The 24,184-nt window shown below is 69.9% G+C and carries 24 protein-coding genes and 1 riboswitch; of the genes, 10 read left to right on the top strand and 14 right to left on the bottom strand.

From position 1 onward, the window contains the following. Positions 1 to 30: 30 nt before the first annotated feature. Positions 31 to 684, top strand: coding sequence for a TetR/AcrR family transcriptional regulator (locus OHA68_RS08830; RefSeq protein WP_327109479.1), 654 nt, complete (start codon positions 31 to 33; stop codon positions 682 to 684). Between the two features lie 5 nt (positions 685 to 689). Here OHA68_RS08830 and OHA68_RS08825 read toward each other — a convergent pair whose 3' ends face one another. The 3 genes from OHA68_RS08825 to OHA68_RS08815 form a co-directional block, all read right to left on the bottom strand. Continuing rightward, the gene (locus OHA68_RS08825; RefSeq protein WP_327107163.1) at positions 690 to 2,132 is read right to left on the bottom strand and encodes an MFS transporter; all 1,443 of its coding nucleotides are present in this window, start codon (positions 2,130 to 2,132) and stop codon (positions 690 to 692) included. A gap of 69 nt (positions 2,133 to 2,201) precedes the next feature. After that, on the bottom strand, positions 2,202 to 2,864 hold the full coding sequence (locus OHA68_RS08820; RefSeq protein ID WP_327107162.1) for a Crp/Fnr family transcriptional regulator: 663 nt from the start codon (positions 2,862 to 2,864) through the stop codon (positions 2,202 to 2,204). A 34-nt stretch (positions 2,865 to 2,898) separates the two neighbouring features. After that, positions 2,899 to 4,914, bottom strand: a complete 2,016-nt coding sequence (locus OHA68_RS08815) for an adenylate/guanylate cyclase domain-containing protein (RefSeq protein WP_327107161.1) — start codon at positions 4,912 to 4,914, stop codon at positions 2,899 to 2,901. Positions 4,915 to 5,157: 243 nt separating this feature from the next. Here OHA68_RS08815 and OHA68_RS08810 point away from each other — a divergent pair, with 243 nt between their 5' ends. Further along, the gene (locus tag OHA68_RS08810; RefSeq protein WP_327107160.1) at positions 5,158 to 5,955 is read left to right on the top strand and encodes a collagen-like domain-containing protein; all 798 of its coding nucleotides are present in this window, start codon (positions 5,158 to 5,160) and stop codon (positions 5,953 to 5,955) included. Between the two features lie 48 nt (positions 5,956 to 6,003). Here the strand turns inward: OHA68_RS08810 and purL are convergent, their stop codons facing one another. Further along, a complete protein-coding gene (gene purL / locus OHA68_RS08805) occupies positions 6,004 to 8,256 on the bottom strand; it encodes a phosphoribosylformylglycinamidine synthase subunit PurL (protein WP_189142683.1) in 2,253 nt (750 codons plus the stop codon). After that, on the bottom strand, positions 8,253 to 8,936 hold the full coding sequence (gene purQ / locus OHA68_RS08800; RefSeq protein WP_189142684.1) for a phosphoribosylformylglycinamidine synthase subunit PurQ: 684 nt from the start codon (positions 8,934 to 8,936) through the stop codon (positions 8,253 to 8,255). The genes purL and purQ overlap by 4 nt, the downstream gene beginning before the upstream one ends. A gap of 289 nt (positions 8,937 to 9,225) precedes the next feature. Here purQ and OHA68_RS08795 point away from each other — a divergent pair, with 289 nt between their 5' ends. Next, positions 9,226 to 10,497 (top strand): ATP-binding protein, encoded by a 1,272-nt coding sequence (locus OHA68_RS08795; RefSeq protein WP_327109478.1) that lies wholly within the window; start codon positions 9,226 to 9,228, stop codon positions 10,495 to 10,497. A 4-nt stretch (positions 10,498 to 10,501) separates the two neighbouring features. Here the strand turns inward: OHA68_RS08795 and OHA68_RS08790 are convergent, their stop codons facing one another. Beyond that, a complete protein-coding gene (locus tag OHA68_RS08790) occupies positions 10,502 to 10,939 on the bottom strand; it encodes an ATP-binding protein (protein ID WP_327107159.1) in 438 nt (145 codons plus the stop codon). Positions 10,940 to 11,110: 171 nt separating this feature from the next. Next, positions 11,111 to 11,356 (bottom strand): phosphoribosylformylglycinamidine synthase subunit PurS, encoded by a 246-nt coding sequence (gene purS, locus OHA68_RS08785; RefSeq protein ID WP_189142685.1) that lies wholly within the window; start codon positions 11,354 to 11,356, stop codon positions 11,111 to 11,113. Positions 11,357 to 11,583: 227 nt separating this feature from the next. On the opposite strand from purS, the gene pdhA reads away from it, so the two are divergent. Genes pdhA through OHA68_RS08770 form a run of 3 tightly spaced genes read left to right on the top strand, consistent with a single transcriptional unit; the run spans position 11,584 to position 15,190 of the window. Next, positions 11,584 to 12,675 carry a pyruvate dehydrogenase (acetyl-transferring) E1 component subunit alpha gene (gene pdhA / locus OHA68_RS08780; protein WP_189142686.1) on the top strand — a complete coding sequence of 364 codons (1,092 nt, stop codon included), beginning with the start codon at positions 11,584 to 11,586 and terminating at the stop codon, positions 12,673 to 12,675. Further along, a complete protein-coding gene (locus OHA68_RS08775; RefSeq protein ID WP_327107158.1) occupies positions 12,672 to 13,652 on the top strand; it encodes an alpha-ketoacid dehydrogenase subunit beta in 981 nt (326 codons plus the stop codon). The genes pdhA and OHA68_RS08775 overlap by 4 nt, the downstream gene beginning before the upstream one ends. A 14-nt stretch (positions 13,653 to 13,666) precedes the next feature. Continuing rightward, positions 13,667 to 15,190: a dihydrolipoamide acetyltransferase family protein gene (locus OHA68_RS08770; protein WP_327107157.1), complete on the top strand. Its 1,524-nt coding sequence runs from the start codon at positions 13,667 to 13,669 to the stop codon at positions 15,188 to 15,190. Between the two features lie 49 nt (positions 15,191 to 15,239). Here OHA68_RS08770 and OHA68_RS08765 read toward each other — a convergent pair whose 3' ends face one another. Genes OHA68_RS08765 through OHA68_RS08750 form a run of 4 tightly spaced genes read right to left on the bottom strand, consistent with a single transcriptional unit; the run spans position 15,240 to position 19,314 of the window. Further along, positions 15,240 to 16,481 carry an adenylosuccinate synthetase gene (locus tag OHA68_RS08765; RefSeq protein ID WP_327107156.1) on the bottom strand — a complete coding sequence of 414 codons (1,242 nt, stop codon included), beginning with the start codon at positions 16,479 to 16,481 and terminating at the stop codon, positions 15,240 to 15,242. Further along, a complete protein-coding gene (locus tag OHA68_RS08760) occupies positions 16,478 to 17,431 on the bottom strand; it encodes a hypothetical protein (RefSeq protein WP_327107155.1) in 954 nt (317 codons plus the stop codon). The genes OHA68_RS08765 and OHA68_RS08760 overlap by 4 nt, the downstream gene beginning before the upstream one ends. A 13-nt stretch (positions 17,432 to 17,444) precedes the next feature. Further along, complete coding sequence (locus OHA68_RS08755) at positions 17,445 to 18,527, bottom strand: J domain-containing protein (RefSeq protein WP_327107154.1); 1,083 nt, start codon at positions 18,525 to 18,527, stop codon at positions 17,445 to 17,447. A gap of 55 nt (positions 18,528 to 18,582) precedes the next feature. After that, the gene (locus OHA68_RS08750) at positions 18,583 to 19,314 is read right to left on the bottom strand and encodes an NUDIX hydrolase (protein ID WP_189142692.1); all 732 of its coding nucleotides are present in this window, start codon (positions 19,312 to 19,314) and stop codon (positions 18,583 to 18,585) included. 77 nt (positions 19,315 to 19,391) lie between these two features. On the opposite strand from OHA68_RS08750, the gene OHA68_RS08745 reads away from it, so the two are divergent. After that, positions 19,392 to 19,685 (top strand): Dabb family protein, encoded by a 294-nt coding sequence (locus OHA68_RS08745; protein WP_327107153.1) that lies wholly within the window; start codon positions 19,392 to 19,394, stop codon positions 19,683 to 19,685. 7 nt (positions 19,686 to 19,692) lie between these two features. Here the strand turns inward: OHA68_RS08745 and OHA68_RS08740 are convergent, their stop codons facing one another. Both OHA68_RS08740 and OHA68_RS08735 read right to left on the bottom strand, forming a co-directional pair. After that, positions 19,693 to 19,917: a DUF6458 family protein gene (locus tag OHA68_RS08740; protein ID WP_189142694.1), complete on the bottom strand. Its 225-nt coding sequence runs from the start codon at positions 19,915 to 19,917 to the stop codon at positions 19,693 to 19,695. Positions 19,918 to 20,081: 164 nt separating this feature from the next. Then, positions 20,082 to 21,887 carry an acyl-CoA dehydrogenase gene (locus tag OHA68_RS08735; protein WP_189142695.1) on the bottom strand — a complete coding sequence of 602 codons (1,806 nt, stop codon included), beginning with the start codon at positions 21,885 to 21,887 and terminating at the stop codon, positions 20,082 to 20,084. 101 nt (positions 21,888 to 21,988) lie between these two features. On the opposite strand from OHA68_RS08735, the gene OHA68_RS08730 reads away from it, so the two are divergent. The 3 genes from OHA68_RS08730 to OHA68_RS08720 all read left to right on the top strand — a co-directional run bounded on the left by OHA68_RS08730 (position 21,989) and on the right by OHA68_RS08720 (position 23,644). Further along, the gene (locus OHA68_RS08730) at positions 21,989 to 22,786 is read left to right on the top strand and encodes a class I SAM-dependent methyltransferase (RefSeq protein ID WP_327107152.1); all 798 of its coding nucleotides are present in this window, start codon (positions 21,989 to 21,991) and stop codon (positions 22,784 to 22,786) included. Between the two features lie 24 nt (positions 22,787 to 22,810). Then, positions 22,811 to 22,867: riboswitch (guanidine-III (ykkC-III) riboswitch) on the top strand. A 31-nt stretch (positions 22,868 to 22,898) separates the two neighbouring features. Continuing rightward, positions 22,899 to 23,219, top strand: a complete 321-nt coding sequence (locus OHA68_RS08725) for a DMT family transporter (protein WP_189142697.1) — start codon at positions 22,899 to 22,901, stop codon at positions 23,217 to 23,219. Positions 23,220 to 23,260: 41 nt separating this feature from the next. Beyond that, the gene (locus OHA68_RS08720; RefSeq protein ID WP_327107151.1) at positions 23,261 to 23,644 is read left to right on the top strand and encodes a VOC family protein; all 384 of its coding nucleotides are present in this window, start codon (positions 23,261 to 23,263) and stop codon (positions 23,642 to 23,644) included. A 12-nt stretch (positions 23,645 to 23,656) separates the two neighbouring features. On the opposite strand, the gene OHA68_RS08715 is transcribed toward OHA68_RS08720, so the two are convergent. After that, on the bottom strand, positions 23,657 to 24,106 hold the full coding sequence (locus tag OHA68_RS08715; protein ID WP_327107150.1) for a hypothetical protein: 450 nt from the start codon (positions 24,104 to 24,106) through the stop codon (positions 23,657 to 23,659). Between the last annotated feature and the right edge of the window lie 78 nt (positions 24,107 to 24,184).

Below are 24,184 nucleotides of genomic sequence, written 5' to 3'. Positions count from 1 at the left end.
AACTTGTACGGCGTATAGTTGTCAACCGTGATGGGAAAACTGAGCGCCGCGTCGATCGTCGAACGGGCGATCCAGATCGGCGACACCGAAGGCCTCGACGCCGTGACCATCAGGCGGCTGGCCACCGACCTCGGCGTCACCCCGATGGCCCTCTACTGGCACTTCAAGAACAAGGAACAGCTCCTGCTCGGCATGGCCGATCACCTCGTGGCGAACTTCGCGTGCAAGCCCGCCGACGATCGGCCCTGGCGGCTGCGGCTGCGCGAGCTGGTCGAAGGGCTCATCCACGTCCTGCGCGCCCACCCGTGCGCCCGCACCGTGCTGGAGCAGGTCGACAAGGAGGACGTGCCGAGCTACCTGGCCGTCTGGAACGAGGCCCTGGGGCTGACCCGCGCGGCCGGGTTCGCCGACGGGGAGTCCTGCCTCATCTCCAAATACCTGCTGCAGAGCGCGATCGCCATCGCCGACGCCCCCGTGCACTTCCGCTCCGGCCACACCGACGAGGAGATCGCCGAGATCGTCCGGGTCAAGCGCCTGTCCCTGGAGTCGCTCCCCGCCGACACCTACCCCCACCTGGTCAGAATGGCGGGCTCCATGGTCAACCTCCCGCCGGGCCTCTACGACTCCTTCGGCGTCGACCTCATCCTCGCCGGCATCGAATCCCTCGCCGCCCGCCGCTCGTAGCACGCTCAGCGGCGGGGGGAGCGGGCCAGGCCGGCGAGGAGGGCCCCGGTCAGGGCGACCGCGAACAGGACCGCGTAGGTGCGCTCGAAGCCCTGCATGAGCTGCCCCACCGCCACCGGGGACAGCGTCGACAGGGTGCCCGCGTACACCTGGGCCCGCACCTCCGGGCTCACCGCGCTGCTCAGCACGCTAAGCGACAGGCCGACGCCGAGCACGATGCCGACGTTGATCACCATGAGACGGAAGCCGTTGACCACGCCGAGGCTGCCGCTCGGCAGCGCGCCCATGACCTGGGTGGTGTTGCCGGTGAGGAAGGTGCCGCTGCCGCAGCCGGCGACGAACAGGCCGATCCCGATGACCCAGTACGGCACGCCGGGGTCGGCCGTGAGCAGGAGCGCGCCGAGCCCGGCCGCGCTCATCAGTGCGCCGCCGATGGACAGCAGGTACGGCGAGACGCGGCGCCCGAGCAGGCCGACGACGGGGGAGGACAGCGCCATGCCCACCGGCACCGGCAGCACGCTTAGCCCGGCGGTGAACGGATCCACGCCCCTGGCCGCCTGGAAGTACAGCGCCACCACCAGGATCAGCGCCGAGCGGGCGACGGCGTTGCAGAAGGAGGCCAGGTTCGCGCACGCCAGCATCCGCCCGCCGAACAGCCGCAGGTCCAGCACCGGGTTGGCGGCCCGCCGCTCCACCAGCACGATCAGCGGCACCAGGACCACGAACAGGGCGGCCCCGATCACCGCGACGGGACTTGTCGGCCCGTTGGAGCCGGCTTCGGACAGGGCCAGGATGATGGCCGTCAGCGCGGTGAACACCAGCGCGTTGCCCATCCCGTCGACGGGACGTCTCGGTCCCTTCGGCACCTTGCGCAGGATGAGCGCGCCCCAGATGAGCGCGACCAGCCCGGCGGGCACGTTCACCCAGAAGATCCACTGCCAGCCCGCGGTCGCGGCGATCAGCCCGCCCAGGGTGGGGCCGGCGAGCTGCGCCACCGACAGGGTGCCCATGTAGACGCCCATGCCCTGGCTGAGCCGGTCGGGCGGGAACGCCTCGGTGATGATCACCGTGCCGTTGGCCAGGATCATCGCCGCGCCGACCGCCTGAAGCATCCGCATCACGATCAGGAACCACACGTCCGGCGACAGCCCGGCGAGCAGCGAGGCCACGGTGAACAGCGCGAACCCGGTCAGATAGACCTCACGCCTGCCCAGCAGGTCGGCCACCCGCCCGAAGAACACCAGGCTCGCCGTGTTGACCAGCAGGAACGCCAGCAGGATCCACCCCGACTGGAACGGCGTGGCGTGAAAGTGCCGCACGATCGTGGGCAGGGCCACGTTGAGGGTGCTGCCCGCGATGCCGATGAGAACGAGTCCCAGACTGGTGACCGAGCACACCCGCCAGGCGTAGCGCAGGCGGGCGGCATCATCGGAGGGGGTCGCGACCATGCCCCTTACTATGACGTACGGCGTACGTACGATTTAGGGTAGCTTGCCCGTTTGCGCAGTCGGTTTAGGTCAGCGTGCCCGTTTGCGCAGTCCTTCCATGTCGTGCACCACCACGCGCCGCCTGCCGGTCTCGATCAGCCCTCTGTCGCGCAGCGTGCGCAGCGCCTTGCTGACGGCCTCCCGGGACGCGCCGGTCCACCCGGCGAGCTCGTCCTGCGACAGCGGCAACGCCACCCGGACGCCGCCGTTCGTCTTCTCGCCGTAGCGCTCGGCCAGCTCCAGCAGCCGGGTCGCCACCCGTCCCGTGGTGTCGAACGCGCCGTACTCGATGCGCTTCCTGTCGGCGTCGCGCAGCCGCCCGGTGACAAGCTGCATGAGCAGGACGGCGATCCGGCCGTGCTCCTGCAGAAAGCCGGTGAAGTCCCGGATGGCGATGCCCGCGATGGGTTCGAGCGCGGTCACGGTCGCCGAGCGCGGCGAGCCGTCGATGGCCGACATCTCCCCGAGCAGCGCGCCGGGGCCACGCACCGCCAGCACCACCTCGGTGCCGCTGCTGGTGTGGGAGGAGACTTTCACGCGGCCATCCGTAAGCACGAGCACCCAGTCGGAGGTGTCGCCCTCGGACATCACCGTCGTCCCGCGCTCCCACCGCCGGGGCCGGCCGGCGGCACGCACGACCTCGATGTCTTCGGGCGTCAGCATGGCTAGGAACTCGCCGGGCTCTGGCTTCATGTGCCTGATTATGTCCGTACGACCCGCGACCTTTCTATGTCATTGCCGTCAGAACGTACGCCTCCACAGGCTCTTCCTTGCCCTTGAGGCTGAGCTTCCCCAGCGGCCGCACCGTCGCACGGCCGCCGAGCTGCTTGTGCGTGGTCTCGCCGATCACCACGGTGCCGGGCTCGGCCAGGGTCTGCAACCTGGCGGCCACGTTCACGCAGTCGCCCATCGCGTTGAACCCGCGCAGCCGGGGGCTGCCGATATTGCCCACCAGCGCCGGCCCGGTGTTGACCCCGACCCGGAACGTCGGCCACTCGACGTCCCCCTCCGTCCAGGCGGCCTCCTCCGCCACCTCGGCGGCCGCCTGCTGCATCGCCAGCGCCGCCCGGCACGCCGCCGCGGCGTGGTCGCCCTGGGTGGCGGGGGCGTTGAACAGGGCCAGCAACGCGTCTCCGACGAACTGCACGATCGTGCCGCCGTTGTCGAGAATGCAGGGCACCGCGGCCGTGTGGTAGCGGTTGAGCATCTCCACGATCTCGCCGGGCGTGACCCGCTCGGAGAACGTGGTGAAGCCCTTGAGGTCGGCGAAGAGCGCGGTCAGCTCCTTGAGCTGGCCGCCGAGCGCCGCCTGCGTGGGGTCGGCCAGCAGGGCCTGGGCCACGTCGGGCGACATGTACTGCCGGAAGAGCGTGTCGAGCTCCTGGTAGAGGCGGGCGTTCTCCAGCGAGATGGACAGCTGGCCGGCCAGGGTGGCGGCCAGGGCCTCGTCCTGACCGGTGCGCCCGAGCGGCACCTCCAGGACCCCGGCCAGGTGGCTCTTGACGGTCAGCGGGTAGGCGACCAGGTTGTCGCGCCTGATGGGCGTGGTTCCGGTGAACTCGTACTCACGTGAGCCGATCTGCGCCTTGCCCTCCGAGACCAGGCCGATCCGTACGTCGCCGTACGCCTGCCGGACGCTCTCCAGCGCGGTCGCCAGCAGCTCGGTCTCCGGCAGGCCGATCCGGGTCTGGGCGCTCACCTCGACCAGCGCGGCCAGCCGTTCGGACAGCTCCCGCTCCTCCGCCAGCGCCCGGCCGGCCCGGTCGAGCACCGCGGCCTGTCCCTCGTTCAGCCGGAACTTGCCCGACATCCGGGTCGCGGCCAGCGGCTCGCCCCGCCGCACGTGCTCGACCATCTCCTCCAGGGCCGCGTCGTAGTCGCGCTGGATGCGTCGTACGGTCGCCGACAGCGCCACCGAGTCGAACAGCCCCGCGCTCGACCCCTCCCGCCTGAACTGCAGGTAGGCGCTGTAGGCGACGAAGACGAACGCGAACGTCAGCAGGATGTGCCACTCCCACCACGACAGGTGCCAGTTGAGCTGGGACATCCCGGCGACCATGGACTCGGCCAGCAGCGCGTAGGCGGTGATGAGGCTGATCAGCATGGCCGACGGCCCCCGCTTGTGCAGCAGGAACATCATCACGCTGGCCGCCAGGTAGAGCGCCAGGCCGGGCAGCGACGCGACCACCAGCCAGTCGACGGGCGCGAGCAGCGGCGGCCGGCTGAGCGGGGTCAGGTCGGGGATCAGCGACGCGACCCCCCAGAGGATCATGAACCCGACCAGCACGCCGCGCACCAGGTGCTGCGAGCGCAGCACGACCTGCGCGGCCTTCTCGTCCAGCGGGAAGGCGGAGGCGAACGCGAACGCCGACGCGATCGTCAGCCCCACCTGCTGCCCGATGTCGAAGCCGAGCGAGCCGGTGGGCAGGATGACCTTCGGCGTGGCGAGCCCGTGCAGGAAGAAGAACCCGGCGCTGCTCAGGAAGACCATCGACACCAGGAACAGCCTGGCGTCCTGCCTCCTGCGCGACGCCTCGCTGATCAGCGTGCCGAGCGCCACGTTCAGCCCGGCCACCAGGATGATCATCCAGAAGTGGCTGGAGTTGTGCTCCCACATGATGTTCAGCTGTGGCTGGGCCAGCAGCAGCCAGAGCCCGAGCAGGGGCAGTCCCAGATGGATGGCCCACACGACCCCGCGCACGGGTTGCGTGGCAGGGGGCAGGTACGGGCTGGGAGTGGACAAGGTGATTCTCCGCCTTCGACGCGCTTGGCATGCGAACGCCCTGATTATCCACCGGCTACCGCGCCTGCCAATGCGGCTTTTTACGGACAGAGAAATTCCTGACTATGTCAAGTAGTGTCAGCCGTCTAAGTCACAATATGTGTCGTGATGAACACGTTATGTGAACCTTGTCGTCCACCAGAACGATTGAAGCGTCAACCTCAGTGCTCGACATGAGCACCACTTGTATCTGGAAGGACAACCGTGGCTATCAAGGTTCGCCGTGGGCGTGTGCTCACTCTCGCCACCGCTGTGGCGCTGGCCGGCTCGCTCCTCACCGCCGGTGGCGTCGCCACCGCGTCGTCGACCGTGTCGTCGGCGGTGTCGGCCGGCAAAGCGGTGACCGCCTGCGTGCACAAGAAGTCGCGCTATGTGCGCATTGTCAATACGACCACCAAGTGCAAGGTGACCGAGGTCCGCATGGTCATCGGTGGCGGGGAGGAGGCGACGCCCAACCTCGCGGCAGGCCCCCGGGGCGAGCAGGGCGCCCAGGGCCCGAAGGGTGACACCGGGCCCGCCGGCCCGCAGGGCAGGCACGGCATCCAGGGCAAGCAGGGCATCCCCGGCAAGGACGGCGCTCCCGGCAAGGACGGCGCCCCTGGCACGAACGGCACGAACGGCAAGGACGGCGCGGACGGCAAGAACGGCCTGCCGGGTGCGGACGGCAAGAACGGTCTCCCGGGCAAGGACGGCAAGGACGGCCTGCCGGGCAGGGACGGCAAGCAGGGCGTTCCGGGACCCAAGGGCGACCCCGGCAAGGACGGCAAGGACGGCGGCGGCGCCACCTACACGACCTACACCAAGACCAGCAGCTTCTCGAGAAGTGGCGGCACGGCCTCCTGCAGCCAGGGTGACATGGCCACCGGCGGCGGTTTCTCGGTCAGCTCGGGCACCCAGGTCATCGCCAGCGCCCCCGTGAGCGGGACGTCCTGGGCGGTCACCGTCCAGGGACAGGGCCAGACCAACGGCATGGTCTACGTCGTCTGCCTGAAGAAGGGCTGAACGACCAAGGGCCGGTACGGAGTCCGTACCGGCCCTCGGTGTTGACGATCAGCCGAACAGCGCCGGCAGCGTGCCCGTGTGGGTCGCGCGCAGCTCCTCGACCGGCACTTCCAGCACGTCCTCCACCACCAGCGAGGTGCCGCCGGTGACGCCGAGCCCGTAGCAGGGCACCTCGTGCTCGAAGCAGAGCGCGGCGAGCTCGTCGAAGGACTCCGGCCGGACCACGACCAGCGCCCTGGACGCCGACTCGCTGAACAGGTCGGTGAACGGCTCGCCGCTCAGCGCCACGGTGGCGCCGACGCCGCGCGCCAGGCAGGACTCCGCCAGCGCGATGGCCAGCCCGCCGTCGGACAGGTCGTGCGAGCCCTCCAGCAGGCCGCGCCTGGCCGCTTCGACCAGGACGGCGCCGAGCGCCTGCTCAGCCACCAGGTTCGCCTGCGGCGGCAGGCCGCCGAGGTGGCCGTGGACGACGTGCGCCCACTCCGAGCCGCCGAACTCCGCGCTCGTCTCGCCGAGCAGCGCGACCCGCAGCCCTTCGCCGGTGAAGCCGGTCGGCACCCGCTTGGCCACGTCGTCGATCACCCCGAGCACGCCGACGACGGGTGTCGGGTGGATCGGGGTGGAGCCCGTCTGGTTGTAGAAGGAGACGTTGCCGCCGGTGACCGGCACGCCGAGGGTCCGGCAGGCGTCGGCCAGGCCGCGCACGGCCTCGGCGAACTGCCACATCACCTCGGGGTCCTCGGGGGAGCCGAAGTTGAGGCAGTTGGTGACGGCCAGCGGCTTGGCCCCGGTCACCGCGACGTTGCGGTAGGCCTCGGCCAGCGCGAGCTGGGCTCCGGCGTAGGGGTCGAGCTTGGCGTAGCGGCCGTTGCCGTCGGTGGACAGCGCGATGCCCCTGGTGGTCGGCTCGGCGCCGGCGATCGCCTCGGAGATGCGCAGCATCCCGGCGTCGGCGGGCTGGGCGAGCACGGTGTTGGAGCGCACGTACCGGTCGTACTGGCCGGTCACCCACTCCTTCGACGCCAGGTTGGGCGAGCCGAGGAGTTGCAGCAGCGTGGCGCGCAGGTCCGCGGGCCGGGCCAGGCCGTCGGGGGTGTCGGAGTTGAGCGCTACCTGGCCGGCGGGCTCGTGCAGGGGCCGCTCGTAGACCGGGCCCTCGTCGGCGGCGGTGCCCGGCGGGATGTCGACGATGGTCTCGCCGTTCCAGGTCATCACCAGCCTGCCGGTGTCGGTCACCTCACCGATCACGGTGGCGGGCACGTCCCACCGCTCGCAGATCGCCATGAACGCGTCGATGTCGGCGGGCCGTACGACGGCCATCATCCGCTCCTGCGACTCGCTCATCAGGATCTCCTCCGGCACCAGGGAGGGATCGCGGAGCGGGACCAGGTTGAGGTCGACGTGCATGCCGCCGGTGCCCTTGGCGGCCAGCTCGGTCGTCGCGCAGGACACCCCGGCCGCGCCCAGGTCCTGGATGCCCACGACCACGTCGGCGGCGTAGAGCTCCAGGCAGCACTCGATGAGCAGCTTCTCCATGAACGGGTCGCCCACCTGCACGGCGGGCCGCTTGGCATGGGACTCGTCCTCGAAGGTGGCGCTGGCCAGGACGCTCGCGCCGCCGATGCCGTCAGGGCCGGTGGAGGCGCCGAACAGCACGACCTTGTTGCCGGGGCCGGGCGCGACGGCGAGTTTGATCTGGTCCTTGCGCAGCAGGCCCACGCAGAGCGCGTTGACCAGCGGGTTGCCGATGTAACACGGGTCGAAGACGACCTCGCCGCCGATGTTGGGCAGGCCCAGGCAGTTGCCGTAGTGGCTGATGCCCTCCACCACGCCGGGCAGCACGCGGCGGGTGTCGTCCTGGTCGGCGCCGCCGAAGCGGAGCGCGTCCATGACCGCGATCGGGCGGGCGCCCATCGACATGATGTCGCGCACGATCCCGCCGACGCCGGTGGCGGCGCCCTGGTGCGGCTCGACGTAGGACGGGTGGTTGTGCGACTCGATCTTGAACGTGGCCGCCCAGCCGTCGCCGATGTCCACCACGCCGGCGTTCTCGCCCATGCCCACCAGCAGCGCCTCGGACTTGGGCGCCTTGGTGGCGAACTGCTTCAGATGCACCTTGGACGACTTGTAGGAGCAGTGCTCGGACCACATGACGCTGTAGATGGCCAGCTCGGAGCCGGTGGGGCGACGGCCGAGGATCTCGCGGACCCGGTCGTACTCCTCCCGCTTCATGCCCAGCTCGGCGTAGGGCATCGGCTCGTCGGGCGTGCCCTCGGCCCTGCTGACGGAGTCGGTGCTCATGCGTTCACCAGCTTCTTGAGAATGGAGGTGAAGAAGCCGAGGCCGTCGGTGCTCGGCGCGCCGACCAGGTCCTCGACGGCGTGCTCCGGGTGCGGCATGAGGCCGACGACGTTGCCCGCCTCGTTGCGGATGCCCGCGATGTCGTTCATCGACCCGTTGGGGTTGCCGCCCACGTAGCGCACGACCACCCGCCCGGCGGACTCCAGCTCGGCCAGCGTCTCGGCGGAGGCGACGTAGCGGCCCTCGCCGTGCTTGACCGGCAGCACGATCTCCTGGCCCGCCTCGAACGCGCCGGTCCAGGCGGTGTCCGCGGACTCGATCCGGACCCGCTGGTCACGGCAGACATAGTGCAGAGAGGCGTTGCGGGTCAGCGCGCCGGGCAGCAGGTGCGCCTCGCACAGGATCTGGAACCCGTTGCACGTGCCCAGCACTGGCAGCCCCGCGCGGGCGGCCGGGATGAGCTCCTCCATCAGCGGCGCGAACCGGGAGATGGCTCCGCACCGCAGATAGTCGCCGTAGGAGAAGCCGCCGGGCAGAAAGACGGCGTCGACCCCCTTGAGGTCGTGATCGGCGTGCCACAGGGGCACGGCCTGCGCACCCACGAGCCCTACGGCCCTGGCGGCGTCCTGGTCGTCGAGAGTGCCTGGAAACGTGACTACGCCCACACGGGCAGCGGTCATGACAGTCGTCCCCTTCGAGGAGTTGCGCAGCCGCCATCCCCGAGGCAGGCGGCGGTCACTTCAGGTTATCGGGTACGTCCCCATGCTCCTCATCAACCTCCCACCGGCAGCGCCCCCACCCCACCGGCAGCCACTGTCCGGCAGCAGGGCCAGCACACCGGCCACGGACAGAAATGACAGTTGATCATGGACGTTTCTGACATGCCGAGGGGGACAATTCTGATATCAATCAACGGACAGTTCCCGCATAATCCATGGACAGCCCAGGTCAGGAGGCTTGTAGGTGGATATGGAAGCACTTGTCGATCGCCATCTGAAGGATGTCATCCGTCGACGCCTCGCCAACCGTCCTGTCGTGATTCTGACCGGACCCCGCACGGTGGGTAAGAGCACGCTTCTCCGCGCCTGCGCTCACCTGCATGACGTCCCCGTGATCGATCTCGACGATCCTTCCATTCGGCGATCGGTGGAGGCTGACCCGACGCATTTCGCCGCGACTCAGATCGAGCCCGCCTGCTTCGACGAGTTCCAGCACGTCCCTGAGATCCTGTCCGCGATCAAGGCAGAGCTCAACCGGGACCTCCGCCCAGGCAGGTTCATCCTCACCGGATCCACCCGCTACAGCTCGCTGCCCCGGCTGAGTCAGGCACTGACCGGGCGGGCCCACGTCATGACCATCTGGCCGCTGTCGCAGGGCGAGCTACGCGGTCGTCGTGAGAACTTTCTGGACGCCGTTCTCACGGATCCGGAAAGCCTGCTCACCTCGACGCCGTCCCGGACCACACGTGCCGACTACGAGTCGATGATCCTCGCCGGCGGCTTTCCCGTGGCTCTCGGCCTCCCGGAGACCGAGCGCACCGCATGGTTCAAGGACTTCGTCTCCATGGTCATCGATCGAGACGTGCTCGAAATCAGGAAGGTACGCCAGCGCCAGGTGCTGCCGGTCATCCTGCGCCACCTGGCGGCCCGCACCGCGAGCACCGTGAAAGCGAGCGACATCGGTGCGGAAGTGGGGCTCGACCAGCGGCTCGTGAGCGACTACATCGGACTGCTCGAAGCCGTCTTCCTCATTCACCGCCTGGAAGCGTTCGGCCGCACGCTCGGCAGCAAAGTCGCCAGGTCACCGAAGGTGCACCTCATCGACAGCGGTCTGGCCGCGCACGTACTCGGCATCACCCGGAGAAAGCTGAACCGGCGCGATCCCGCGGCGCTCACCGAGTTCGGGCGTGTGGTCGAGACCTTCGCCGTGAACGAACTCATGAAGCAGGCGGGCTGGTCAGCGGAGTTCGTCGAATTCAGCCACTTCCGTACGCGGGATCAGCGTGAGGTCGATCTGGTCATCGAGTCGCATGAAGGGGACGTGGTCGGCGTCGAGGTCAAGGCGAAGGCCTCCATCGAGGAGAAGGACTTTCAGGGGCTGCGGCTGTTGAGAGACAGGCTCGGTGTCAACTTCGTGGCGGGTGTGCTGTTCAACCTGGGGCAACAGTCATTTCGCCACGATGACAGGCTCTTCGTCATGCCACTCGATCGGCTCTGGACGCCTGCCGCGCCCGGACTTTGACGGCTCAGACGGCGGCGAGCTCGCGGGCGTGGTCGTCGGCCGCGTCGTCCCAGGCGAGCTGCTTGCGCATGTGCACCGTGGTGCCACGGCCGGGGGTGATGCCGAAGGAGATCTCGTCGACCACCGAGCGCATGATCAGCAGACCACGCCCGTTCTCGGTGTCGGCGGGGGGAAAGTGCAGCGGCACCGACGGCAGACCGTCCCCGCTGTCGGCCACGCGCACATCGCAGCGGCCGTAACCGATCGACGCCGTCACCTCGTAGCGGTTGGCGGGACCGCCGTGCCGCACCGCGTTGGAGCACGCCTCGGAGACCGCGAGCAGCATGTCGGCGATGCACGACTCACTCACATGCAACGAGCGCATCGCGTCGCCGAGCACTCGCCTGACCATCGGGATGCCTATGGCGTCCCGAGGCAGTGCCAACGAGAACTCAATGTCCACCGGACTCCTCCGGGCTCCGGAATGTTACCTGGAGTAAGTTTCCCCGTGAAATCGGGGCTAACCGCAAAATCACGCTGTTGTTATTTAGTGTTGGCCGGCCCGTGGCATTGCGGCACGCCAGAACCCCCGCTTTAGCCCGCGAGCGGCATTTGAGGTATCAAATGTGGCGTTCTACCCCTCAACACGCAGCGTGAAGTCCTCGATCACGGTGTTGGCCAGCAGGGTCTCGGCCATCTTTCGGACGTCCGCAAGTGCCGCCTCGTCGGCCGGACCGTCGAGCTCCACCTCGAACCGCTTGCCCTGCCGTACGGCTGACACGCCGGAGAACCCCAGCCGGGGCAGCGCACGGGCGATCGCCTGGCCCTGCGGGTCGAGAATCTCGGGCTTCAGCATGACGTCTACGATGACGCGCGCCACTGCGTTCCTCCAGGGTAAGGCGGGATTGGCAAAGGACAGCCTACCCGCGCGTGTGGCAGCGGGCACAACGGGAACGGGGAGGAGATGGGGCTTGCGCGAAGGGCTGTGACGTCTGCCACCATGTCCCCAAGCGCGGACGAACCACCATCACATGGTCCGGACGCTCACCAGGCCGGACGTAGGTGGCGACCCCACCAAGACCGGCCCCGACCGCACAGGAGCGGCACGTGACAGTCGACGCCTCTCGTGGTGCCGAAGCACCCCCCGAGCTCGTTCAACTCCTCACCCCCGAAGGAGAGCGGGTCGAGCACCCCGACTACGACATCGACCTGACTCCGGAGGAGGTCAGATCCCTCTACCGGGACCTGGTTCTCGTACGGCGCATCGACCTTGAGGCCGTGGCCCTGCAACGGCAGGGCGAGCTCGGCATCTGGGCCTCCCTCCTCGGTCAGGAAGCCGCCCAGATCGGCTCCGGCAGAGCCCTGACCGACACCGACATGGCCTTCCCCACCTACCGCGAGCACGGCGTGGCCTGGTGCCGCGACGTCGACCCGGTGAAGCTCCTCGGCCTGTTCCGCGGCGTGAACCACGGCGGCTGGGATCCCAAGGAGCACAACTTCCACCTCTACACGATCGTCATCGGCAGCCAGACGCTGCACGCCGTCGGCTACGCCATGGGCATCCAGCGCGACGACGCCACCGCGGCGACCATCGCCTACTTCGGCGACGGCGCCACCTCCCAGGGCGACGTGAACGAGTCGTTCATCTGGGCCAGCGTCTTCAACGCGCCGATCGTGTTCTTCTGCCAGAACAACCAGTGGGCCATCTCCGAGCCGCTGGAGAAGCAGACCCGCATCCCCCTCTACCGCCGGGCCTCCGGCTTCGGCTTCCCCGGCATCCGGGTCGACGGCAACGACGTCTTCGCCTGCCTGGCCGTTACCCGCCAGGCGCTGAAGAACGCCCGCGAGGGCCAGGGCCCCACGCTCATCGAGGCGTTCACGTACCGGATGGGCGCCCACACCACCACCGACGACCCCACCCGCTACCGCGTGGCCAGCGAGCTGGAGGCGTGGAAGCTCAAGGACCCGATCGAGCGCGTCAAGGCCTACCTGTTCAAGAACGAGCTGGCCGACCAGGAGTTCTTCGACTCCGTGGACGCCGAGGCCGAAGGGCTCGGCGCCGACCTGCGCAGCCGCTGCCTGGCCATGCCCGACCCCGGGCCGCTCGACATCTTCGACCACGTCTACGCCGAGCCGCACGCGCTGATGGACGAGGAACGCGCCCAGTACGCCGCCTACCTGGAGGGGTTCGAGAGATGACCGTGCTGAGCCTGTCCAAGGCGCTCAACGAGGGCATGCGCAAGGCCATGGAGGACGACCCCAAGGTCCTCATCATGGGCGAGGACGTCGGCAAGCTCGGCGGCGTCTTCCGCGTCACCGACGGCCTGCAGAAGGACTTCGGCGAGGACCGGGTGATCGACACGCCGCTGGCCGAGTCCGGCATCATCGGCACCGCGATCGGGCTGGCGCTGCGCGGCTACCGGCCGGTGTGCGAGATCCAGTTCGACGGGTTCGTCTTCCCCGCCGCCGACCAGATCATCACCCAGCTCGCCAAGATGCCGATGCGCTCGCTGGGCGCGATCAAACTTCCGGTCGTCGTACGCATCCCGTGCGGCGGCGGCATCGGCGCCGTGGAGCACCACAGCGAGTCACCCGAGGCGTACTTCACCCACACGGCCGGCCTGCGGGTCATCGCCTGCTCCAACCCGGCCGACGCCTACGCGATGATCCAGCAGGCCATCCACTGCGACGACCCGGTCATCTTCTTCGAGCCCAAGCGCCGCTACTGGGAGAAGGCCGAGATCGACACCACCGACACCGGCTGGTGGACCCCGATGGACCGCGGCAAGGTGGTCAGGGCGGGCGACGACGTGACGCTGCTCGCTTACGGGCCCATGGTCAAGACCTGCCTGGAGGCCGCCACGGCCGCCGAGGAGGACGGCCGCTCCCTGGAGGTCATCGACCTGCGCTCCCTCAACCCTCTGGACGCCCCCCTCGTCATGGAGTCCGCGCGCCGGACCGGCCGGGTCGTGGTGGTGCACGAGGCCCCCGTCAACAGCGGCTTCGGCGCCGAACTGGCCGCGCGCATCACCGAGCAGTGCTTCTACCACCTGGAGTCGCCCGTGCTGCGCGTCGGCGGGTTCTCCACCCCCTACCCGCCGTCCAAGCTGGAGGAGCACTACCTACCCGACCTCGACAGGGTGCTCGACGCCGTCGACCGCGCCTTCGGCTTCTGACAGGGGGATCGTTCGTGAGACGTGAATTCAAGCTCCCCGACGTCGGCGAAGGACTGACCGAGGCCGAGATCGTCCGCTGGCACGTCCAGCCGGGCGACGAGGTCAAGGTCAACCAGATCGTCGTCGAGATCGAGACCGCCAAGTCCATCGTCGAGCTGCCCATCCCGTGGCACGGCGTGGTGGCGGACCTCCTGGCGGACGAGGGCGTGACCGTCGAGGTGGGCCTGCCCATCATCGCCGTGGAAACCGGCGAGCCCGCACCCGACGTCCCGGTGGAACGGCGAGCACTGGCGGAGGACCTGGTGCCCAGCCCACCCGCCGAAGGCGCCGTCGAGCCCGGCGCCCACGGCAGCCCGGCCCCCAAGGAGGAACGCCAAGCGGTCCTCGTCGGCTACGGCGTAAAAACCGGCGCGACAAGACGCCGCCCCCGCAAAACCCCCACCCCCGCCACCATCCCAGCCCCTCCCGTAGCCAACCCCGACCGCACCGAACTCCCGGGCACACCCGCGCAAGGCCAAGAGCGTGCAGGAGACTCCGCACCGGCCGAAGACACGAGGGCGCTACCGGCCGCCTCTCCCGGCACCCCGCCGTCCGCCTCTCCCGGCGCCGGGGCGGCGAGCAGAGGTACGGCGGAGGTCGGCGCAACGCGTACGGACGTGAGCCGTATGGCGGTCCTGGCCAAACCGCCGGTACGCAAACTGGCCAAGGACCTCGGCGTGGACCTGGCCACCATCACCGGGACGGGCCCCCAAGGCTCCATCACCCGCGAGGACGTCCACGCCGCCACCGGCACGGAGGAACCGCCGCTCCAGGAGCCGCCCGCGCGGACCGTACAGGCGCTGGAGGAGCGCATCCCCGTCAAGGGCGTGCGCAAGATGACCGCCCAAGCCATGGTCACCAGCGCCTTCACCGCCCCGCACGTCACCGAGTTCCTCCAGGTGGACGCGACGGCCACGATGGAGGCCGTCAAGCGCCTGCGAACATTGCCGGAGTTCGCCGACGTCAAGGTCTCCCCCCTGCTGCTGGTGGCCAAAGCAGTCCTGACCGCCGCGAAACGCCACCCGATGATCAACTCCGCCTGGGACGAGGCAGCCCAGGAAATCGTCGTCAAGCACTACGTGAACCTGGGCATAGCCGCCGCGACCCCCCGCGGCCTGGTGGTGCCCAACATCAAGAACGCCCATCAACTCTCCCTCCCCGACCTGGCCGAGCACCTGGCCCGGCTCGCGGAGACCGCCAGAGCGGGCCGCACCCAGCCGCCCGAGATGGCGGGAGGCACGATCACGATCACCAACGTGGGCGTCTTCGGCGTGGACGCCGGCACCCCGATCCTGAACCCCGGCGAGACCGCCGTCCTCGCCTTCGGCCAGATCAGGGACCAGCCCTGGGTGGTGGACGGCCAACTCGCCGTACGCAAGGTGACGACCCTGTCGCTCTCCTTCGACCACCGCGTGGTGGACGGCGAACTCGGCTCGCTCTTCCTCCGCGACGTAGGCGCGATGCTGGAGGACCCCCTCCGCGTCCTGGCCTGGACCTGACCCACCGGGAGGGCGCCTGACAGCGCCCTCCCAACCAGCCGACGTCGCCTCAGGCGGCCCGGCCGGACGACAGGCGAGGCCCGGTCTCGGTGAGCAGGCGCTTGTCGTGGGACGTGGCCCCCCACGACCCCAGCACCACGGGCACACCAAGGGCCTCGGACACGGCGGCCGGCCAGTCCGTCACCGGCTCCGCGTACACCGGCTTCTCGCGCAGCAGGCGAGCGGCGAGAGCGCCCTGCCGAGCCAGCGCCCGCTCCTCCTCCACCCGCGCCTCCAGGACAGTAGGCGCACCCCCCTCGTACCCCACGCACATCCGCGACACCAGCGCGTCCAGATGGGTGAGCGCCAGCCCGTCGCACCCCCCGGCGGCCTCCAGCGCGTACCGGTGCGCGACCGCGTCGAAGTGGCCCAACCTGAACGCCCCCTGCCACGGCCCGGTGCCGTTGTGCCGCTCGGGCAGCTCCAGGGTGGGGTCCTCGGTGACCAGCGGCCCCGGCCCGTGCCGGGTGGTGTAGGTCCGCAGCACGCCGAGCCGCGCCGCGCCGACCCCCGCCAGCAGGTCGAGCGCGTTCCCGAACGTCGTGGTGCTCCAGGTCGTGTACGGATGGAAGCCGTGCCGCTCGTCCAGCAGCACCCCCTGCGCCCCTTCGAACACCACCGGCCCCCGCCTGAGCAGCCGTGGCAGGTGCCCGTCATCGGTGAGAGCCACCGCCGAGGCGAACGCGCCGTAAGCCGCGACGCAGTCCTCCACCGGCGGCCCGCCCACCCCCAGCGCCTCACGCACCGCCCGCAGCTTGCCCGCCAGCACCCGGGGCCGCGCGCAGTCGCCGGCGCGCGGCGCCAGCTCCGGCCGGGCCAGCGCGAACGCCATCGTCTCGCCCACCCCCATCCCGCACGACCCGTGCCGGTCCGCCCCGCGCGCCAGCTCGCGCCGCCGCCCCGCCGCCACGTGGTACGGCGTCGCGACCAGCGCCTCCCGATCCACACTCACCAGTCCGTACGGGTCCCGCACGCCGATGGACACCAGATGGGCCGCCTCGGCGGACAAGGCCAGCGGATCGACCACCACGTACCTCGACAGATAGGTCGGCACCCCGCGCAACGTGCCCGACCCGAACTGGGCGAACGTGTGCTGCCTGCCGTCGGGCAGCACCACGTTGTGCGCCGCCTGGGCCCCGCCGTTGAAGCGGACCACCGCCTGGACCGGCCCACGGGAGCACAGCCAGTCCACGACGGTGCCCTTGCCGGCGTCGCCGTACCCGAGGTCGGCGACGATCACATGCTCGGTCACCCGCCGAGCCCGCCGAGCCCGTCGAGCCCGTCGAGCGGCTCGGACACGACCAGCGTGCCCCGGTCCAGCCTGGCCAGCGCCTTCGACACCGACGCCCCGGCGTCCGAGCCCAGCCCGGCCAGGTCGTCGAGGCCCTGGGCGAGGTCGATGGCGTCCTCGCCGAGCCCGACGGTGAGCGCGATCGTCTCGCACACCGCGTCGAGGTCGTCGAGCTCCAGCACGTTCTGCCCGAGCAGGCCGCGCCATACCGACAGCACCTCGCGGTCGCCGGCGTAGCTGGTCCCGGCGGGCAGGATGTAGTAGACGTCGTACTTCCTGGTCAGCTCGGCGACCATGTCGGCCACCTTGATGTCGCGCTCGATCGGGTCGCCGATCAGCGTGTGCGCCATCTTGCGGCTGACCCGGGGATAGGGCAGCTCGTCGCCGATGATGAACAGGTAGCCGCGCCGGCCCCGCTTCTCGTAGCAGTCGATCGTGGTGTGCCTGGCCATGAAGTACATGGCCAGCTCGTAGGACTCGGTCTTCTGCCCGCCGCCCCCGCCTTCGAGCAGGATCCGGCCGAGCTGCTCGTCCATCCGGTTGTCGGACTCGAACTGCCCGACCTGCAGCGGCGCCCGGTCGCAGGTGGCGTCGCCGATCGCGCCGAACATGATCTGCGGGTCCTCGGCGTACCCCTTGCGCAGCAGCAGCCCGAGCAGGTCCGGCAGCTTGGTCTGCAGCGTGCGCGGCACGTGCCCCATGGAGCCCGTCACGTCGAACAGCACCGAGATGGCCAGCGAGTTCGGGTGCTCGGCGGAGTCGCGGCTCTCCCTGGTGATCTTGTACGGCGAGAGGTCGGGGTGGGTGGTGGTGGCGCCGCTGTCGGTGTGGGCGAAGGCACTGGCGCCGGTGGCCTTCCGGTGGTGGGCGGCCGAGGCGTAGACGTCGGTGGACCAGATTCCGCTTCCCATGGGGGATCCTTCCCTAGAGGTGAAGGGGCCGGTACGTGCGCGGCCCGTAAAGCGTTTCGAGCAGTTCGTCCAGCTCGGCGAGCAGCGCCCAGGCGTCGGCGGGCGGCCGCAGCAGGCACCCGCGTACGAAGGCGCGCATCGCCTTGGGGTGCTCGCCCAGCAACCCGGCGACACACCGCGTGACCGCCTGGACGTCCCCCCGCGCCCCGGCCGGAGCCGTCCCGCCGGGGCTCATCCCGGTCCTTGTTCCGCCGGGGCTCATCCCGGCACCCGTTCCGCCTGGCGTGCCGAGCGTGCCGCCGGTCGGGGCGAGGTCCTGGGCCTGGCACCAGTCGACGAGGATGAGGCCGTGGTCGAGGGGGTGGACGAGGACGTGGCGGGGGAGCACCGCGCCGTGCGCGATCCCGGCGCGGTGGGCCAGGCCGACGGCCACCAGCATGCGCCGCCAGATCCACGCCACGTCCCTGGGATCGAGCCCGGTGCCGATCCGGTCCAGGCCGACGAACCCGTCGGGGGCACGACTGATCACGTTCGCCTGCCGTACCGTAGTGCCGGTTTTATAGCGAAATTTCTCGATCAAGCGGGGGATGTACGGCAAGAAGCGCGGGTCCGCGTTGCCGGCGAGCTCCCGAAGCGCGGTGGCCTCCCGCACCAGCAGGTGACTGTCCACCGGCACCCGCGCCACCTTGAGCACCACCCCGCCCACCGATCCCGCAGTGCCCGCCCCACCCACCCCAGCGTCCGGCCCCCTGGCCGCCCGGCCACCCACCCCAGCGTCCGGCCCGCTACCCGCCCGGCCGCCCGGTCCGTCGGCTGAGCCGGCGTCTGCGGCGGCGCCTGTGGCGGCGGGGTAGAGCACGGCGGTGCCGCCCTTGTGGAGGGGCGGGCCGACACGGTAGCGGCCGACCCGCTGACCCTGGTTGTGGATCTCCCACAGCGTGGCCAGCCGGGCGAACGCCGCCGCCGAGCCCGGGGAGACGTCCGGGTGCAGCAGCCGCGCCAGCCGCCGGTACACCCGCACCGGCGACCCACCCGCGAACAACTCGGCCGCCGACCGCGCCCCGGCGACGATCGCCTCCGCCTCAGCCGTGGTCATCGAGCCACATCCCTCTGGGTCAGGGGCCATCTCCCCGAGGCATCGAATGTCATGGTCATCGGATCTCCTCCTCGCGCGAAGGCCGCAGCAGCGCGGGGTGGAGGAGCCGGGCGTCGCCCGCGCGGTAGAGCTTGGCCCGGGGCCCGCCGCGGACCCCGCCGGACTCGGTCGTCTCACCCGTGCCCTCCACGAACCCGGGGACGGACAGCACCTTGCGGTGGAAATTGCCCGCGTGCAGCGGCGTCCCCCACACGCTCTCGTAGATCAGCCGCAGCTCGGAGACGGTGAACGTGTCACCGGCGAAGGCGGTGGCCAGCGGGGTGTACTCCAGCTTGGCGCGGGCCCGCTCGACCCCTTCGGCGAGGATCCGCCCGTGGTCGAAGGCGAGCGGCGGCAGGTCGTCGACCGGGTGCCAGACGGCGGCCGCCGCGTCGCTGCCGGCCCGTGGGTCGGGCAGGTCGGGCGCGAAGGCCAGGTAGGAGATCGACACCACCCGCATGCGCGGGTCACGGGCGGGCGCGCCGTAGCTGGCGAGCTGCTCGATGTGCGCGGGCCTGGTGTCCAGCCCGGTCTCCTCGGCCAGCTCGCGCACCGCCGCCTCCGCCAGGTCCTCGTCCGGCTTGATGAAGCCGCCGGGCAGCGCCCAGCTCCCCGCGTACGGCTCGACGCCGCGCTCGACGATGAGGACGTGCAGCCGCCGGTCGCGAACGGTGAGCGCCACCACGTCCACGGTCACCGCCACCGGCGCGTAGAGCCGCGGGTTGTACGAGGCCAGGAACTCTTCCATGCTGTCCTTCTCATAGTGAGTAAGTCTCAAAATGAGAATAACCAGAGCGACGCGTCGCTGTCGATAGGATGCGCCCCATGATTCGTCACGTGGTCCTGCTCACCTGGTCAGAGGACGCCACCGACAAGCAGAAGGCCGCGCTGGCGGCCGAGCTGGCCGAGCTCCCTGGCCGGATCCCCGAGATCCGCTCCTACAGGTTCGGTCCCGACGCCGGCATCAACCCCGGCAACCACGCCTTCGGGATCGTCGCCGACTTCGACAACGAGGCCGACTACCTGGTCTATCGGGATCACCCGGCGCATCGAGAGCTGATCCTCGGGTTCATCACGCCGATCCTGGAGAGCCGGGCCGCCGTGCAGTTCGCCTTCTAGGCGGGCCTCAAGCGTCCGGCGGGTTGTTCTCGCGGTGCATCAGCCGGTTGTCCGAGGTCTGGCCGCGCCTGGGCGCCAGCACGACGCTCAGCACGATCCCCACGCCACCGACGATCATGAAGATCAGGCCGATGATGTCCATGTGCACGCTCTCGCCGAACACGTCGGGCTCGATCGCGAATCGCAGGATGGCGCCGAGCGTGAGGAAGAAGATGCTGACCCCGACACCCATGAAAGCCTCCTGAGTAAAGCGTGCGTACGCCCCCGGTCATACCCGAGTATGGGCGATCGCACCCGCCACTTGGCAGGCCCGCCGGGCGACGGCTCCGTAACGGCGAACGCCCGCTCCGGGATCGGAGCGGGCGTTCTCTCTGACTGCCGCGGGAGGCAGAGGGCTCAGAAAGCCTCCTCCGGAAGGTCCATGACCTCCAGGCCGGTGGCGGCCAGCACCTGACGCTCGGCGGTCAGGCGGGGCAGCACGGTCTTGGCGAAGAACGACGCGGCGGCGACCTTGCCCCGGTAGAAGGCGTCCTCGCCGTCGGTCAGCTTGGCCAGGGCCACCTCGGCCTGGCGCAGCAGCAGCCAGCCGATCACCAGATCGCCCAGCGCGAGCAGGAACCGGGTGGAGTTCAGGCCGACCTTGTAGACCTCGGAGGGCGACTCCAGCGAGCCCAGCGCCCAGCCGGCCATCGTGTCGCCCATGGCCTTGATGTCTGCGGCGGCCTCGGCGAGCAGCTTGCGCTCCTCCTTCAGCCGGCCGTTGCCGGCCTCGGAGGCGGCGAACGCGTTGATCTCGCCCAGCAGCGCGCCGATCGCGGCGCCCTGGTTGCGCAGGATCTTGCGGAAGAACAGGTCCAGGCCCTGGATCGCGGTCGTCCCCTCGTACAGGGAGTCGATCTTCGCGTCGCGGATGTACTGCTCGATCGGGTAGTCCTGCAGATAGCCCGAGCCGCCGAGCGTCTGCAGCGAGCGGGAGAGCAGCTCGTACGAACGCTCCGAGCCGACGCCCTTGACCACCGGCAGCAGCAGGTCGTTCAGCGCCTGCGCGTGCTCGTCCGCCGGATTGACCTGGATGGTGTCCTGGAGGGTGGCGGTGTAGAGCACCAGCGCGCGCATGCCCTCGGCGTACGACTTCTGCAGCATGAGCTCGCGGCGTACGTCCGGGTGGTTGATGATGGGCACGCGCGGGGCGGTCTTGTCCGACATCTTCGTCAGGTCGGCGCCCTGTAGCCGGGACTTGGCGTACTCCAGGGCGTTCAGGTAGCCGGTGGACAGCGTGGCGATGGCCTTCGTGCCGACCATCATGCGGGCGTGCTCGATGATCATGAACATCTGCTTGATGCCCTCGTGCACGTCGCCGATCAGCCAGCCGATCGCCGGGTGCTTGTCGCCGAAGGTGAGCTCGCAGGTGGTGGAGACCTTCAGGCCCATCTTCTTCTCGACGTTGGTGACGTACACGCCGTTGCGCTCGCCCAGTTCGCCGGTCTCCAGGTCGACGTGGAACTTGGGCACCAGGAACATCGACAGCCCCTTGGTGCCGGGTCCGTGCCCCTCGGGGCGGGCCAGCACCAGGTGGAAGATGTTCTCGGTGAGGTCCTGCTCGCCGCTGGTGATGAAACGCTTGACGCCCTCGATGTGCCAGGTGCCGTCAGGCTGCTGGACCGCCTTGGCGCGGCCGGCGCCGACGTCGGAGCCCGCGTCCGGCTCGGTGAGCACCATGGTGGCGCCCCAGTCGCGCTCGATGGCCAGCTCCGCGAAGCGCTTCTGCTCGGGGGTGCCGACCTTCCACATGGTGTAAGCGAAGTTGGGGCCGGCGGCGTACATGTAAAGGGCCGGGTTCGCGCCCAGGACCAGCTCGGCCGTCGCCCACGCCAGGCTGCGCGGGATGCCCGCGCCGCCGAGGTCGGCGGGCAGGTCGAAGCTCGACCAGCCGCCGTCGATCAGCGCCTGGTAGGACTTCTTGACGCCGTCGGGGAGGGTGACCGACGAGGTGGCGGCGTCGAACACCGGCGGATGGCGGTCGCCCTCCTCGAAGGAGTCGGCGAGCACGCCGGTGGCCAGTCTGTCGGCCTCCTCCAGAATGCTGCGGGCAGTGTCCTCGTCCACGTCCGCATAGGGTCCGCTGCCGAGGATCTCGCGTCGACCGAACACCTCGAAGAGGTTGAATTCCAGGTCACGCACGTTGCTCTTGTAGTGGCCCATGGTGCAGATCTCCTTGAACCGAGGTCTTTACGTACTCGCCAGTAACCTTACTTGAAATGCTACCCGCGAGTAACCATGGATATGCATGGCATGCTCTCTCCATGGACGCCGAAGAACTCGCCGCGAAGTGGCGGGAGCGCCTGGAATCCTGGGCCATTCCGGAGGAGATCCTGGCGCAGGCCCCGGTCGATCCCTGGACCTATCCACTCGCCCAGTTCACCAGCCGCACCGACAGGGTGCTCGCCGCGCCGGACGACAGCCCCACGACGGCCCGGGTGGCCGAGGCGCTGCCCGACGGCGGCACCCTGCTCGATGTCGGCTCCGGCCCCGGCGCCTCGTCACTCCCGCTGCGGGACCGGATCGGCCACCTGTGGGCCGTCGACCTCTCCGCCGAGATGCTCCAGGAGCTGTCGGCCAGGGCCGACAAACTGGGGGTGCCGGTCACCACCGTCGAAGGCCGCTGGCCCGACGTGGCCGCGCAGGTGCCCGAGGTTGACGTGGTGGTGTCCGCCCACGTGGTCTACAACGTTCCCGACATCGCGGAGTTCCTGCGCGCCCTCGACGCCCGCGCCCGGCGCCGGGTGGTGCTGGAGCTGCCGCACCGCCACCCGATGAGCTGGCTGGAGCCCCTCTGGAAGCACTTCCACGGCGTCACCCGGCCCGTCCGGCCGGTCGCCGAGGACTGCGTGGCCGTGGCGGCCGCTCTCGGCTTCGCCGTGCGCGTGGAGGAGCGTGAGGCCCCGCTGGAGCGCTTCGACTCCCTGCAGCACCTGGCGGCCAGCGCGTGCCACCGCATCTGCCTCGACCCGTCGCGGGCGGACGAGGTGGCGCGGACGGCCCTGGAGATGGGCATGTGGCCGCTGCCCCGCGACCGTTGGGCGACCCTTTGGTGGGAATGACCGGGATCGGGGCGGCGTTCTTCGAGTGAGCTCAGCTCCCGGACGAGATGCGCCGTACCCGGCAGGCCAAGACGACGCGCCGCACTGTCGTCTCGCCTGAAGGAGTCATTCCATGGCCTGGATCGTTCTCGTGCTCGCCGGCCTCGCCGAGGTCGTCATGGCCCTGTCGCTCAAGCTCAGCAACGGCTTCACCCACGCGTGGTGGACCGTCTCCTTCCTGCTCACGGCCGTGCTCAGCTTCGGCCTGCTGGCCTACGCGCTCAAGTCGCTGGAGGTGGGCACCGCCTACGCGGCCTGGACGGGCATCGGCGCGGTGGGCACGGCCGTGCTCGGCATGCTCATCATGGGCGACCAGGTCACGGCGGTCCGGCTGATCTCCATCGCGCTCATCGTGGCCGGCGTGGTCGGCCTCAACCTCGCGGGCGCGCACTGATCGGTTTGACGCTGTAAGCGGTGTCGCGGTTGGGTGGCTCAATGATCGAGATTCATGCGGTGACCATCGACTGCGCGGACCCGTACGAGCTGGCGTCCTGGTGGAGTCGGGCCACGGGGCTTCCCCTGGGAGAGGGGGACGTGCCGGGCGACGACGAGGTGATGCTGCGCACCGAGCGCGACCCGTTCCTGCTGTTCATCCGCGTGCCGGAGGCCAAGACCACCAAGAACCGGGTGCATCTGGACGTCAACGGCACCGAGGGCCGGACCCGCGACCAGGAGGTCGAGCGGCTGCTGGGCCTGGGCGCGACGATCTTCGATGACCGCCGGACCGCTGATGGCGCCGGCTGGGTGACCATGCTCGACCCCGAGGGCAACGAGTTCTGCGTCTGCAGGAGCGAGGCTGAGAGGGGGGTGCCGCAGTGATCGCCGCAGGGCTCAGCGGGCGGAGCGCGCCCGGCCCTGCATCGTGAGCGCGAGGATGGCGGCGATCATGTAGACCAGCGCGCCGTGCCAGCCCGCCTGGAACGCCGAGCCGATCACCCCTTCGCCGTCGAGCACGAGCTGCACCGGATAGTCGAGCACCGCGGTGATGCCGGCGGGCACCAGCGCGAACTTCCACGGGTGCCGCAGCGCCCAGAGGCGCGCCTGCCGGGTCACCCGGTCGCCCTCCTCCGGCTTGGCGATCGAACCGATGGCCGCGATCAGCGCGAACAGGCTGATGCCGAGCCCCAGGGCCCACACCAGATCCCCGCCACCGGTGATCAGGCCCATGCCGAAGCTGGCGGCGCTGACGGCGCCACCGCCGATGACGGCGGCCTTCCAGGGAGCACCGCGCAGCGCGGCGCCGGACAACGAGACTTCGTCGCGTCGGGTGATTTCGTTCATGACCCCAGCGTGCCTTTCCGGACCCCCGGATCGCATCGGGGACAGACCCTGATATCAACCCTGGTACGTGCCCGCCCT

The sequence above is a fragment of the Nonomuraea glycinis genome, from assembly GCF_035920485.1.
Classification (GTDB): Bacteria; Actinomycetota; Actinomycetes; order Streptosporangiales; family Streptosporangiaceae; genus Nonomuraea; species Nonomuraea glycinis.
The sequence above is the reverse complement of the archived record's forward strand: the minus strand, read 5'-3'. Positions and strand labels throughout refer to the sequence as shown.

What these genes read in the sequence shown, in the direction of transcription:
- OHA68_RS08730 (WP_327107152.1), top strand. Translation starts at nt 21,989, where the DNA reads ATGGACGCCGAAGAACTCGCCGCGAAGTGGCGGGAGCGCCTGGAATCC.
- OHA68_RS08745 (WP_327107153.1), top strand. Translation starts at nt 19,392, where the DNA reads ATGATTCGTCACGTGGTCCTGCTCACCTGGTCAGAGGACGCCACCGAC.
- OHA68_RS08755 (WP_327107154.1), bottom strand. Translation starts at nt 18,527, where the DNA reads ATGACCACGGCTGAGGCGGAGGCGATCGTCGCCGGGGCGCGGTCGGCG.
- OHA68_RS08760 (WP_327107155.1), bottom strand. Translation starts at nt 17,431, where the DNA reads ATGGGAAGCGGAATCTGGTCCACCGACGTCTACGCCTCGGCCGCCCAC.
- OHA68_RS08825 (WP_327107163.1), bottom strand. Translation starts at nt 2,132, where the DNA reads ATGGTCGCGACCCCCTCCGATGATGCCGCCCGCCTGCGCTACGCCTGG.
- OHA68_RS08720 (WP_327107151.1), top strand. Translation starts at nt 23,261, where the DNA reads ATGATCGAGATTCATGCGGTGACCATCGACTGCGCGGACCCGTACGAG.
- OHA68_RS08775 (WP_327107158.1), top strand. Translation starts at nt 12,672, where the DNA reads ATGACCGTGCTGAGCCTGTCCAAGGCGCTCAACGAGGGCATGCGCAAG.
- OHA68_RS08820 (WP_327107162.1), bottom strand. Translation starts at nt 2,864, where the DNA reads ATGAAGCCAGAGCCCGGCGAGTTCCTAGCCATGCTGACGCCCGAAGAC.
- OHA68_RS08750 (WP_189142692.1), bottom strand. Translation starts at nt 19,314, where the DNA reads ATGGAAGAGTTCCTGGCCTCGTACAACCCGCGGCTCTACGCGCCGGTG.
- purL (WP_189142683.1), bottom strand. Translation starts at nt 8,256, where the DNA reads ATGAGCACCGACTCCGTCAGCAGGGCCGAGGGCACGCCCGACGAGCCG.
- OHA68_RS08795 (WP_327109478.1), top strand. Translation starts at nt 9,226, where the DNA reads ATGGAAGCACTTGTCGATCGCCATCTGAAGGATGTCATCCGTCGACGC.
- OHA68_RS08735 (WP_189142695.1), bottom strand. Translation starts at nt 21,887, where the DNA reads ATGGGCCACTACAAGAGCAACGTGCGTGACCTGGAATTCAACCTCTTC.
- OHA68_RS08740 (WP_189142694.1), bottom strand. Translation starts at nt 19,917, where the DNA reads ATGGGTGTCGGGGTCAGCATCTTCTTCCTCACGCTCGGCGCCATCCTG.
- OHA68_RS08725 (WP_189142697.1), top strand. Translation starts at nt 22,899, where the DNA reads ATGGCCTGGATCGTTCTCGTGCTCGCCGGCCTCGCCGAGGTCGTCATG.
- OHA68_RS08830 (WP_327109479.1), top strand. Translation starts at nt 31, where the DNA reads ATGGGAAAACTGAGCGCCGCGTCGATCGTCGAACGGGCGATCCAGATC.
- purQ (WP_189142684.1), bottom strand. Translation starts at nt 8,936, where the DNA reads ATGACCGCTGCCCGTGTGGGCGTAGTCACGTTTCCAGGCACTCTCGAC.
- OHA68_RS08715 (WP_327107150.1), bottom strand. Translation starts at nt 24,106, where the DNA reads ATGAACGAAATCACCCGACGCGACGAAGTCTCGTTGTCCGGCGCCGCG.